Below are 12,905 nucleotides of genomic sequence, written 5' to 3' on the forward strand. Positions count from 1 at the left end.
ATCTAAATGAGACGTGGCTTAATAATTTCATCCACCGATATGCCTATATTGGGTACAAGGGCAGGGTTGGAGCCACTAGCATGAATATCCGACTGGTGGGCAGTCCGCTAACCACGGGCTAACAAATTGCGAAACCGGCGAAATGTGCATTTTCAGCCTCCTTGCTTCAGGCACTGTCCGTATGGTGGACAAAGACCGGCAAAATGTTGGGGTGGATATAGTAAATGTGCTTCAATCACATGCTATGAACCGTCAATATGGATTTTCACTGGCTGGATTCGGCCAAAAGCAGGTATTTTAAATGGAATATGATTACGTCCCCTTGCCCGAACGTCAGCCGCTGAAATGGCCCAATGGCGCGAAAGTTGCCTTGATCCTTACCTTCAATCTGGAGACCTGGGATCTTACGAAGGACACGGACAAGCCCTATTATGCTGGCGGGCCGTCGATTCTGCCTGATATTCTGCCAGGCAATACGCCGGATTTCCCCAACTATAGCTGGCGCGAATATGGCCAGCGTGTTGGTATCTGGCGCTTGTTCGACCTGTTCGACAAGCTGGACGTGAAAGCAAGCTGCACGACCAATGCGGTAACCTTCGAACGGCGCAAGGCGATGACCGACGCCGTGCTGGATCGGGGCTGGGAATTGCTCACCCACAATTGGGAGCAGGGAGAGTTGTTGACCAATTTTGCCGGTGATCCTGACAAAGAGCGTGAAATCGTTTTGCGCACACTGGACCAGTTTGAGAAATTCACTGGCCGGAAATCGAAAGGCTGGCTCTCGTCTTCCTTACGCGGGACGCTGCAGACGGCTGATATTCTCGCCGAATATGGTTGCACTTATTATTGTGACATCATGAACGACGATCAGCCTTATATGCTGCGCACTCCGAACGGTCCGATTGTCTCGGTTCCCTATTCGAACGAGATCAACGACTTCACCTTCATCACGCGCAAGAATTTCACTACCGATCAATTCCGCGACGCGCTGATCGAAGAGCTGGATGTTCTTTATGAAGAGGGTGACACGACCGGCCGGATCATGAATGTCGGCCTTCATCCTCATGTTTCGGGTCGTGCCCACAGAGTGCGGGCGCTGCGCGAATTTATCGAGCATGCCAAGTCCTTGCCGGGTGTCTGGTGGGCGACGCGCGAAGAGATCGCCGAATGGTATCTGGCCAATCACGAAAGCCACATTCCCGGACAATTGGGATGAGTCGCACCGAAAAGATTGTCATCGTTGGCGGCGGCATCGCGGGGATGACTGCGGCTACTGCGATCGCCGAACAGGGTTTTTCCGTCACTCTGCTGGAACTGGCTCCGGAATTTGGCGAAATCGGCGCGGGCGTGACCCTGTCGCCCAACGCGATGAAGGGTCTGGACTTCATCGGCCTCTGCGAGGAGGTCGCTGCTGCAGGGGTAGAGCCATCTCGCCAGCGCATCCAGCATTGGGAAGACGGCCGGACTCTGGTCACCATGGACCGCTCGACCCAGCGTGAAAAATATGGCGCGCCCTATGTCACAATCCACCGAGCCGATCTGCATGATTTGCTGACCGGTGCGGCCCGCGCGGCTGGCGTGGATATGCGCACGGACAGCGCAGTGATCGACAGCGAAGGGACGACAGCGATTCTCTCCGACGGCAGCCGGATTACGGGTGATCTGCTGATCGGTGCGGATGGTGTAAAGTCTGTCATTCGCCAGCGTTTCGAACCGACGGAACCCCATTTTACCGGCCATGTCGCTTGGCGAGCCCTGGTTCCCGTTACCCCGAGGTTGCAACAATTGTCCGATTTTCCCGGTATCATTATCGGTCCGGGTGCGATGATCACGCGCTATAATATCCGCAGCAGCACCATCATGAACATCGTATTTTTCGCTCGCCAGGATGGCTGGACGGATGACGGCTGGACGATCCCTGCAGACCCTGCCGAGATCAAAGAAATTTATGCGGGCTGGTGCGACGATGCGGAAAAACTGATCGCAGCGGCTTGCGAGCAGCCGATGTTCAAATGGGCGATCAATGCACGCTCGGCGCTGGCCGACTGGATAATTGACGACAATGTTACGCTTATCGGCGACGCAGCCCATGCGATGACGCCGTTTCTGGGCCATGGCGCAGCGTGCGGAATTGAAGATGCGGTAATTCTGGCGCGAGCGCTGGGCGCATCGACAGATATTTCCGAAGGTCTGTCCCGCTATCAGGCCGCTCGTCATGAACGCGCAACCTGGGTACAGTCGGAGTCCAACGCAAATGCCGATCGCATGCAGGGGCAGGATGCGGACATGTTTGGCATCGGACAAACCAAGGACGAGGAATCTCTCGGACTTTTCAACTATGACTGCCGTACGGAGCCAGTGTGATGAGTGAAGCAATAGCATTTGACGGTCACGAGATTGCGCCGGAAACGCGCGCGTTTCTGAACCAGCGCGGCAAGCTGTTGATTGGCGGTCAGTGGATCGACGGCAGTGGTCTGATGGAAAGCCGCGATCCGGCAACGGGGCTGGTCCTCGCCGAATTCGAAACCGGGGGAGCCGCAGAGATTGATCTGGCTGTCGCCGCTGCGCGCTCGGCTTTTCAGGGGCCATGGCGCCGGATGACGGCTTCGGAGCGCATGGCTCTGATGACCCGCCTGGCCCGCCTCATGGAGCAGAATGCACAATTGCTGACCGAACTGGACATCGTCGATAACGGGATGCCGAGCTTCATTGCCGGACTGACCACCAGCAACTGCGTGGAAATGGTCGACTATTATGCCGGCGCGATCATGCGGATAGAAGGTTCGACCATGGTCCCGCCACGTCATATCGCGGCCGAGACCGAGGCGCTCACCTACACGCTGAAAGAACCGGTCGGTGTGGTCGGACAGATCGTGCCGTGGAATGTGCCTTTATCGACAGCTATATTGAAGCTCGCACCGGCGCTGGCCGCAGGGTGCACGGTGGTGATGAAGCCTTCAGAGGAAACGCCTTTATCCGCGCTCGCACTCGGCCAGATGGTGATCGACGCCGGTTTCCCCGCAGGCGTCGTCAATATTGTCAACGGCCTGGGTGCCGACGCCGGCGCGGCGCTGGCAGCCCATGATGACGTCGACAAGATTTCCTTCACCGGATCGACCCGGACAGGCCGCGCGATCATCCAGGGTGCTATGGGCAATTTGAAAAAAGTCTCGCTGGAACTGGGCGGCAAAAGCCCGGTGATCGTCATGCCCGATGTCGATCTGAATCTGGCCATTCCCGGCGTCGCGATGGCGACATTCTTTCTGCAAGGCCAGAATTGTATGGCGGGGACGCGGATATTCGCGCACGCCGACATCCATGATGCCTTGCTCGAGGGCCTTGCCGCTTTCGCAGACGGAATGAAATTGGGCCACGGACTCGATCCCGCAACACAGCAGGGGCCGATGGTTTCAGCCGCTCACGCCGAAAAGGTCATGGGTTTCATCGATCGGGCAAAGCAGGCCGGCGCAAATCTGATTGCCGGTGGCGAACGGCTGGACCGCGCCGGCAATTTCATTCAGCCGACGATTTTCTCCGGATGCACACGCGATATGGAGATCATGCGCGACGAGATTTTTGGTCCGGTCATGGCGGTGCAGAAATTCGATACGCTCGATGTCGATGCCATAGCGGAACTGGCCAATGACACGTCTTATGGCCTGTCCGGAAGCGTCTGGACGGAAAACATGTCGACCGCTCACCGGGTCGTAAGTCGGGTGCGCGCGGGCCATGTCTCGATCAACTGTCATGGCGCGGTTGGCACCAATATCCCCTTTGGCGGATATGGCCAGTCGGGCTGGGGCCGTGAATTTGGCGCGGCTGGGCTGGAAGCCTATCTCGAAACCAAGGCAGTGACGGCCCGGCTCTGATCTAACCGACCGTTACTGTCGCGGTGTGTCAGTTGTTGCTGAGCCCGTGACTGATGGAGGCAGCGGCTTGCTTCAGATCATCCAGATAATTTTCCAAGGCGTCGCTCAGCTTCATTGCTGCGACAAAGAAAACCATGGTCATGGCGGCTTCAAAATGCCCATTCTTGAAGATCGGAACGGCGATCGATGACGTCTTGCCGGGCGTTAGGTTGAAATGGTTGCGACCCTGGGTTGCGTAACCATCTGCGCGGATTTGCTCCACATTCAGCCCGATTTCTGCGGTGGAAAGGTAATCGATATCGATCTCCTGCGAAATTCGCATGAAGCGCAAAATCATTTCCCGGTCCTCATCAATGGCAAACGCCATCGATAATTTTCCCGACGCGCTGTCGAGAATCGGCACGGTAAAGCCGGGATAATAATGTTCGAAGGTCAGCGATGAATTGGCATGTGTGCTGTCCCGCAGCATCATGTTGCGCCCGACGCGGACAGCGACGGAAACCGGCCAGCCCACGCGCTTCGTTAAATCCACGATATGGGGCCGTGCGATGCTGACCAGTTGATCTTCATGTTGGAAACCGGTGGCAAGCGTCTGGACCAGTGCGGTTGGCCGGTAGCGTTTGCGAGCGGGTTCCTGCTCGACCAGACCTTCATATAACAATGTTTGCACAATACGGCAGGCGGTCGGATATGGGACCTCTGCCGCCTTGGCTATTTCCATCATCGTCATCGAGCCGTGCCGGTTTATCGCCCGCAAGGCCGAAAATGCTCGTGTGATAGAGCGAATCGGTACGCCTTTTTCCATGTCTGCTGGTCCCTCTCTGTGCCAATGGCAGAAAGGTGGCATCAATAAGAAGAATGTCCGCAAATAGAAAATATATATCCGCCTGTCGGATATTTTATCCGTTGAACGGAAATTCTAGTTGCCTGATGGATTTTTAGCCCTTCGCCCACTTCTTTTCAAATTCCCAGACTTCTTCGAAACCGATCAATGAACAGAATTCGCTAAAGTCGAAAATGCCGTCCGGCTGACCATTCCCCTCTTCCTTGAGTCCGATCAACGCCTTTTCCATGGCAGCTGCAGCGGCAAGGCTGGTCAGGGACGGATAGATGGCAAAGGCATAGCCGATTTCCGCAAGCACCGATGCATTTGGCACCGGCGATAGTCCGCCATTGGACATGTTGGCCATGACAGGCTTGTCAAAACTGGAACATGCCTGCCGCATTTCCTCTTTGCTGGTCAGTGCTTCCGGGAAAATAATATCAGCCCCGGCTTTGTCATAGGCTTCCAGTCGTCGCAAGACGCCGTCCATCCCTTCGCTTTCACGGGCATCCGTGCGCGCCACGATGAGGAAATTCTCGTCTTCCTTGGCGTCGACGGCGACCTTGATCTTCTCGACCATGTCTTCCAGCGGGATCAGCCGCTTGAACGGGGTGTGACCGCATTTCTTCGGGAATTCCTGATCCTCCAGCTGGATCGCCGTCACGCCCGAGGCTTCATAGCCCTTCACGGTGTGATGCACGTTCAGGAGACCGCCATAGCCCGTGTCGCCATCTGCTATTACAGCCGAATTGCTGGTGCGCGCCAATGTTTCCATGCGATCCCGCATCTCGGTATAGGTCGCGATCCCGGCATCCGGCAATCCCGAGGCCGAAGCGGTCAGCCAATATCCGGTTCCATAAACCACATCGAAGCCGACCTTGTTGGCGATCACCGCCGTTATCATGTCCTGAATACCGGGTATTACAAAGAATTTGCCCGATGCGAGTTTTTCCCGCAGAATAGGGTTCGCCACTATTTTTTATCCTTGATCATTGATGGCATCATGATGTCGGCACCTGCCATTGTGGCTGTTTCGGTGCCGGAAGCCCTGTTTCCGCGAGGCAATTGGCGCGAAGGGTTTCGATGTCGGGACCAAAGTTGAAGGTCGGCAAATCACCGTCCCGTTCGTCCCGCATTTTTGCCCGCAAAGCTTCCGTTGCGGGAACATCAACTTCGCCGTCGGCCAGCACCACACCATAGCGGAGAGCACCTTCTGCGGTCACAAGACCTTTTTTCAGTTCGACAGCCAGCAATTCCGGCTCGCGGCCCAGAGGGTCCCCCCAGCCGCCGCCACCCCAAGTGACAAAGTGCAACTGGTCGCCGGCTTCTACTTCATAATCCTCGAGCTTGTTGCCGAGCACGATTTCGGTGCCGTCATTCTTGACCAGCAGCTTGCGCGCGCGGGCGCCCGGCTCGCCGCCATTGACTCCCCAGGGTGGTACGAACCAGCGATCATCATGAATGGCAATCACGCCCGGTTCGAGGAAGCGATAGACCATATTGATGCCGTTGCCGCCGCGGTGGAGGCCCGGCCCACCCGAGTCCGATACGGTTTCATAGCGCTCGATCCGCAACGGAAAATAGCGTTCCAGAAATTCGTTCGGGACGTTGGTAAAGCCTGGCCACAGCGAATGACCATCCGGTCCATCGCCTAAAGGTCGCCCCGGGATGCCGCCAAAGCCGATCTGGAACAACTGGAACCATTTTCCGTTTTTGTCTGTCCCGGCATAGAAAAGATGCGGCGAGGAGGAGAAGCCGGCAGCGTTGAGAAATTCCGGTGTTTTCTGGCCGAGCAAACCGCCGAGAATATCGAACAACCGGCCAAGTGCGTGGGTCCGGCCGGACAGGGCTGCTGGAAATTTCGGTTTCAGCAGAGACCCGTCCGGAATGCGGACGTCGATCAGATCATAGAAGCCGTCGTTGAACAGGATTTGTGGATCGAACACCATGATCATGTAGATGCCAAAGAACATCTTCATCATATTTTCGTTCAGCAGGAAATTTATCGATGCTTTGGATTGCGGATCGGTGCCCTCGAAATCGAGAATCACCCGCCCGTTCTCGCGCCACATGGTGCAGCGGATCTTGTAGGGACCATAGCCCATGCCGTCGTCGCAGATATAATCCTCGAAGCTGACCTTCTCTTCGCTGACCGATGTTTCGATCAGCTTTTGCATCGCCCGATGATTGCGCTCGAGCAACAGGTCGGTGGCCGAAGCATAGACATCTTCGCCGAAGCGATCACACAGCTCGATCACCCGTCGTGCAGCAACGCGGCAGGAGGCGATCAAGGCGTTTAGATCGGCTTTGCACCAGTCCGGGGTGCGGGTCTGGTGCATGACAAGCTTGATAAGATCCTCGTTATATTCGCCACGCTTCCAGATTTTGATCGGCGGGATGCGTACCCCTTCCTGAAAGATGCTGGTGGCATCGATCGGCATCGAGCCGGGAACCTTGCCACCAATATCCGACATATGTCCGAACATGGAAGTGTATGCGAGCAGCCGCCCGTCTTTATACACTGGCATCAAAACCAGCCAGTCGTTGGAGTGGCTGATCGCGCCGTCCACCGAATAGGGATCGGAGAGGAAAATCAAATCTCCGTCTTCGACCCTGCCGTCAAAACCGTCGAGAAACGGACCAATATAGCTTCCGAACTGGCCGACGATCATCCGGCCCTTGCTATCGGCGATCAACGGAAATGCATCGCCCTGTTCGCGGATGCCTGGTGACATCGCGGTGCGGACCAGCGTTGCATCCATCTCGATGCGCGCATTGCGCAGGGCGTTTTCGATCACCTCCAGCGTTACCGGATCAATTGCCACGGTGTTGAAGGGCGTCTCGTTAGACTGAATAATCTGTGCGGGCATAAGTCCCTCCTCAGGCCAGGTTGATTAGAATATTGCCGACTTGATCGACGGTGCCGATACAGTCTGCTTCGATCAGGGTGGTGGAGTCCATTTCGATGACGATCGCCGGGCCCGGAATGATGTCGCCGGCCAGAAGCTTGGAGCGGTCATAGATGATAGCCGCCTGCATCTTGCCGTCGGCCCATAGCTGATGATCGCGCAACTTGGCCGCAGCAGGATCACCATTGCCGGTTTTCAGCTTCGGTGCCGGCAGATCCAGTTCAGGGCCCAAGGCGACGGCCCGGATATTCACCAGTTCATGGGCGCTTTCCATGTTGAAAGTGAACAGGCGGTGATGCTCTTCGTCAAACCGGTCGGTAACACCGGCCAGCCCGTCCTGAAGCAACGTTTTCTCGTCGATCGAGAGCGGCACTTCGAACGCCTGGCCTTCATAGCGGACGTCTAGTTCGAACTCTGACGTAATATCTTGGTCCGCTATTCCTTCTTCCATCAGTTCCGCGCGCGTTTGCGCGGAAATTTCCTGAAGCAGACCGATCACTTCGGCTTCGTCGGTCTCGTTAAAACGGCGGGAGAAGCTGCGGGCGGTTTCCGTCCGCATGCGGGTTGTTGCATCGCCGAGTGCACATAGCACGCCTGGAGAGACGGGCGAGATCGCCGGCCAGCTATCCATCAACCGAGCCACGGCATTGACATGAAGCGGGCCAGCGCCGCCAAAACCCATCAGCGCGAAATGGCGGGGATCATAGCCCTGCTGGACCGAGATCATGCGCAAGGCGCCAAACATATTCTCGTTGACGATATCGATGATACCGCGGGCAGCAGCCATCAGGCTGATCCCTAGGGAGTCGGCGATAATCTGCACGGATTTTTCGGCACCTTCCCGATCAAGCTTGAACGACCCGCCGAGTAAAGATTCCGGCAGATAGCCCAAGACGACATTGGCATCGGTGACTGTCGGCTGTGTTCCGCCCTTGCCATAAGCAACCGGGCCGGGCACTGCCCCTGCCGATTCCGGTCCGACTCGCAATGCACCGGTGAGTTCGGGCACATAGGCGATCGAACCGCCACCGGCGCCGACGGTTTTGACGTCGAGAGCCGAAGCGCGAACCGAAAGATGGCCGACTTCGGTGGTTCGTTGCCGCCGTGCCTCGAGATTTTCGATGAGTGCAACATCGGTCGATGTCCCGCCAACGTCGAGCGTCAGAATATTCTTGATGCCGGCGTTGCGGCCAACCCATATCGCGCCGGTTACGCCGCCTGCGGGGCCGGACATTAACAGCGAGACCGGATGGTCTTCCGCTTTTTCCGAGGACATCAGGCCGCCGTCCGAGCGGAGCAGCGAGAGCGATCCGTTCATTTCGCACGACCGCAGGCTGTCGCGCAGATTGCGAACATATTTGCCAACAACCGGACGGACCGAGGCGTTGGCGACGGTGGTCAACGTGCGCTCATATTCCTGCATTTCGGGCAAAACCTGATGGCTCAGCGAAACCGGGATATCGGGCATGATCTCCGCCGCCAGTTCGCCGACGCGGATTTCGTGCGCTCCATTTAGATAGGCGTTTATCAGGCTGACGGTGAGCGCCTCGATGCCGGAATCCTTCAGTTCTTCCAGAATCTGGCGTATCTCGGTTTCATCGATCGGAGAAATTTCGCTGCCTTGAGCGTCAATCCGGCCAACAATTTCAAAACTGTCCTCCAGCGCCGCCAGCGGTTCGGGTTTGGGCCAGACGATCCAGCCAGCCAGTCCGCCAGGCACGAAGCTGCGCGCGATCTGCATGATCTGGCGATAACCATCCGTAGTGATCAGTCCGACCCGCGCGCCTTTGCCTTCCAGCATCGCATTTGTGGCAACGGTCGTTCCGTGAAGAAAAAACTCGATACCCGACGGGCTCGTGCCTGCCTCCTGGCAGATCGCATTGAGGCCGGTTAAAATGCCTTGCGAGCTGTCCTGTGGAGTAGATGGCGTCTTGTGCCGCCAGAAATTGCCGCTTTGCTGATCAAGCAATAAAAGATCGGTAAACGTACCACCGACGTCTACTCCCAAACGATAGGACATAAGTTCCCCAATGCATTTACGCCGCGTGCGGGAATCGCACGGGCAAGGATTTGGCAATATTGCTAGAGCAAGTCAGATCAATTAGCCTCTTTTCGGATATTCTTATCCGACAAGCGAATTTTTGCCTGGGTAAGGATGGTGCTTTGCTATCTAGGAAGTCAGGATAGTCGCACATTCTGGAGATATTACGCCATGGCTTTTGATCTAACCAAACTTCACCCGACAAATCAGCAGTTTCTTGCGCGCCGCGCAGCAGGAGAAGGCTTGCTGGTCAATGGGAGTTGGAAGGCTGCCCGGGATGGCAAGACTTTTGATACGGTCGATCCAGCAACGGGAGCGGTCATCGGCAAGCTTGCCCTGGCAAGTTCAGGTGATGTGGATGAAGCGGTGGCGGCTGCCGGTGACGCGCTCGCGGGTTGGAAAGGCACCACTCCACTAAACCGTTCCAAGATTCTTTGGGCAATCGCCGACATTATCGAGGAAAATATCGACGCGCTGGCCGAGCTGGAAAGTCTCGATCAGGGCAAGCCTTTGTTTGTCGGGCGCTGGGCAGAACTGCCCGGGGCTGTGAACCAGTTTCGCTTTTTTGCCGGCCAGGCGATGAACATCGAAGGCCAGACGCTGGAAAGCTCGATCGACTATCAGCCCGCAGGAAAGCAGATGCGGACCTGGACCGTCCGTGAACCGGTCGGGGTGGTTGCCGCGATCGTGCCGTGGAATTCGCCGCTGGTATTGACCGCGATGAAACTGGCGCCTGCTCTGGCCGCAGGTTGCACGATTATCCTGAAACCAGCCGAAGACACATCGTTGACCGCTCTGCGACTCGCAGAGTTGATGAGCGAAGCGGGACTGCCGGACGGTGTACTGAATGTGATCACCGGCTTTGGCGCTGAAACTGGTGCTAGCCTCGCCGCTCACCCTAGCGTCGACAAAATTGCTTTCACCGGTTCGACGGTCACGGGGCGCGCCATTCTTGATGCCGCTAAAACAAATTTCAAGCGGGTCACTCTGGAGCTGGGCGGCAAGTCGCCCTGCATCGTCATGGATGATGCCGACCTTGAACTGGCCATACCCGGAGTCGCTAATGCGATCTTCTTCAATGGCGGACAGGTCTGCATCGCAGGATCGCGACTCTACGCACATTGCGCCATCTATGATCGTCTGATCGCCGGTGTGGTCGAATATGCCAAGGGATTGAAATTGGGCCATGGCCTTGATCCCGAAACGCAAATGGGGCCTTTGGTATCGGTTCGCCAGGCAGAGCGGGTGGAAGGCTTTATCAAGCGCGCGCAGGCCGATGGAGCCACGCTGCTCGCCGGTGGAGAGCGCAGCGGGGAAGCGGGCACTTTCATTTCACCAACCGTTTTGGCGGATGTTTCCCCTGATATGGAGATCGTTTGCGAGGAAGTTTTTGGCCCCGTGCTCGCTGTCCAGAAATTTGATGATGTGGATGCCGTGATCGCCGCGGCCAATGACAGCGAATTTGGTCTCGCAGCCAGCGTCTGGACCGAAAGCCTTTCCAGCGCCCATCGCATGAGCAGCGAAATCAAAGCCGGAACCGTTTGGATCAATTGCCATGCCATGTACGATCCGTCACTCACGATTGGCGGGATCAAGCAATCGGGCTGGGGCCGTGATAGCGGCAAACAGGCGATGGACAATTATCTCGAGTGGAAAACCATCTGCGCCGCCGTGTGACAATAGCAGGCGGATAATAGGGCCTCACAGTACCCGTTGAAATATCGGGCGATTCTGAATCGTTTTCGTCAGGTTCTTTTGGCGGAAACGGTCGCAAACAGAATATCGCCATGCGTGGTTCATCGAGCAGACAGCGGTTCGCTGGGCAAATGCCTCTGAAGGCTACTTATGCAATCGCGGACCCAAACACCAGGTTGTTGCTATTGTTGACCATACAAGTTGTTACACGTTCGATCTCAAAACCGCGTTGCTAGCGGCATACTCATGTTCATCCAAATCGCCGCCAATCACCGCAAGGCGGATACTTCGCCAAGTCACGCATCAGAACCACCGCATTTATGGCCATAGAAAGGGGATTGAAAATTTGAGGACATAGTCGAATGAAGCGGGAACGCTGTCAGGTTGTAATCGCTGGAGCAGGTCCGGTTGGCACGGTAATGGCTACATTACTGGCACAGATTGGTGTTGATGTTGTTGTGCTGGAAGCTGGCGCCGATTGCGCTCAGGATTTGCGGGCTTCCACGTTCCATCCACCAACGTTGGAAATGCTGGATCAGATTGGCATCACACCGATGTTGCTCGATCGGGGCTTGAAGGCACCGGTCTATCATTGGCGCGATCGTCAGTCGGGCGATTTTATCGAGTTCGATCTGTCCGAACTATCCGATGTCACCCGCTACCCGTTTCGCATCCAGTGCGAACAATATCATTTGTCCCGCGCACTGGCCGATGGTCTGGAAAAGTTCGACAATGCCGATATTCGCTTTGGCAATCGTCTGCTTTCGTTTGAGCAGGATGACAGCGGTGTCGATATCGAAGTTGAAACCGCTTTGGGCATCGACCATCTGCGTGCAGATTATCTGATCGGTGCAGACGGGGCCAACAGCATCGTAAGAAAGTGGCTGGGCATTGAGTTTGATGGTTTCACATATGCGGAACGGTTCCTCTGTCTTTCCACCGAAGAAGATCTCGCGGCGCATCTGCCCGGTCTGGCTCCGGTCAATTATGTTTCCGATCCTGAAGAATGGCTGGTCCTTTTGCGCGTTCCGTCCCTGTGGCGGGTTCTGGTTCCCACCGACGGGACGCTGGACGACGACGAACTGCGTTCGGACAAAATGAAGAACGAGATTTTTGATCGACTTACCGGAAATGGTGCTGTCGTCGAGACGCGTCACCGTACCTTATATCGCGTGCATCAGAGAGTTGCCAAATCCTTTGTCGAAAACCGCGTGATTCTGATCGGCGATTCGGCCCATCTCAACAATCCTCTAGGTGGCTTCGGGATGAACTCAGGCGTCCATGATGCCTTCAACCTGTTCGAAAAGCTGGAGCCTTTATTGAAGTCGGGCAAGCCGAATGGCAGTCTGGAACTTTATGATCGCCAGCGGCGGAAGGTCACACATAGTTTCACGCAGACCCAGACCATTGAAAACATGAAGTTCATACAAAGCGGCCATGAAAGTGGCGCACATGAGCGCAAACGCCAGGAAATGCTCGCGATCAAGCAGGATGATGTCCGCCGTCGCGAATATCTCATGCGTCAGGCAATGTATGAAAGCCTGGCTCAGGCAGAATCGATCAATTAG

At 56.1% G+C, this 12,905-nt stretch carries 9 protein-coding genes; 5 read left to right on the plus strand and 4 right to left on the minus strand.

Annotation, left to right across the window (positions count from 1 at the left end):
• Positions 1 to 301: 301 nt before the first annotated feature.
• From AACZ86_RS04895 to AACZ86_RS04905, 3 genes are read left to right on the plus strand one after another with little or no spacing between them, the layout of a single operon-like run.
• Positions 302 to 1,216 (plus strand): polysaccharide deacetylase, encoded by a 915-nt coding sequence (locus tag AACZ86_RS04895; protein ID WP_339689860.1) that lies wholly within the window; start codon positions 302 to 304, stop codon positions 1,214 to 1,216.
• Complete coding sequence (locus AACZ86_RS04900; RefSeq protein ID WP_339689863.1) at positions 1,213 to 2,364, plus strand: FAD-dependent monooxygenase; 1,152 nt, start codon at positions 1,213 to 1,215, stop codon at positions 2,362 to 2,364. The genes AACZ86_RS04895 and AACZ86_RS04900 overlap by 4 nt, the downstream gene beginning before the upstream one ends.
• Positions 2,364 to 3,869 (plus strand): aldehyde dehydrogenase family protein, encoded by a 1,506-nt coding sequence (locus AACZ86_RS04905; protein WP_339689865.1) that lies wholly within the window; start codon positions 2,364 to 2,366, stop codon positions 3,867 to 3,869. Before AACZ86_RS04900 ends, AACZ86_RS04905 begins: the two co-directional genes overlap by 1 nt.
• Before the next feature lie 28 nt (positions 3,870 to 3,897).
• Here the strand turns inward: AACZ86_RS04905 and AACZ86_RS04910 are convergent, their stop codons facing one another.
• The 4 genes from AACZ86_RS04910 to AACZ86_RS04925 form a co-directional block, all read right to left on the minus strand.
• Positions 3,898 to 4,674 carry a helix-turn-helix domain-containing protein gene (locus AACZ86_RS04910; RefSeq protein ID WP_339689868.1) on the minus strand — a complete coding sequence of 259 codons (777 nt, stop codon included), beginning with the start codon at positions 4,672 to 4,674 and terminating at the stop codon, positions 3,898 to 3,900.
• Between the two features lie 133 nt (positions 4,675 to 4,807).
• Positions 4,808 to 5,665 (minus strand): isocitrate lyase/PEP mutase family protein, encoded by an 858-nt coding sequence (locus AACZ86_RS04915; protein WP_339689870.1) that lies wholly within the window; start codon positions 5,663 to 5,665, stop codon positions 4,808 to 4,810.
• A 28-nt stretch (positions 5,666 to 5,693) separates the two neighbouring features.
• Positions 5,694 to 7,562 (minus strand): hydantoinase B/oxoprolinase family protein, encoded by a 1,869-nt coding sequence (locus tag AACZ86_RS04920; protein ID WP_339689872.1) that lies wholly within the window; start codon positions 7,560 to 7,562, stop codon positions 5,694 to 5,696.
• A 10-nt stretch (positions 7,563 to 7,572) separates the two neighbouring features.
• Entirely contained in the window at positions 7,573 to 9,621 is a 2,049-nt protein-coding gene (locus tag AACZ86_RS04925) for a hydantoinase/oxoprolinase family protein (protein ID WP_339689874.1), read from the minus strand.
• Between the two features lie 192 nt (positions 9,622 to 9,813).
• Between AACZ86_RS04925 and AACZ86_RS04930 the strand changes: the two genes are divergently transcribed.
• Together AACZ86_RS04930 and AACZ86_RS04935 are read left to right on the plus strand one after the other, a co-directional pair.
• Positions 9,814 to 11,319 (plus strand): aldehyde dehydrogenase family protein, encoded by a 1,506-nt coding sequence (locus tag AACZ86_RS04930; RefSeq protein WP_339689877.1) that lies wholly within the window; start codon positions 9,814 to 9,816, stop codon positions 11,317 to 11,319.
• Between the two features lie 380 nt (positions 11,320 to 11,699).
• Positions 11,700 to 12,905: an FAD-dependent monooxygenase gene (locus AACZ86_RS04935; protein WP_339689878.1), complete on the plus strand. Its 1,206-nt coding sequence runs from the start codon at positions 11,700 to 11,702 to the stop codon at positions 12,903 to 12,905.

This window comes from uncultured Parasphingorhabdus sp., assembly GCF_963975735.1.
Taxonomy (GTDB): Bacteria; Pseudomonadota; Alphaproteobacteria; order Sphingomonadales; family Sphingomonadaceae; genus Parasphingorhabdus.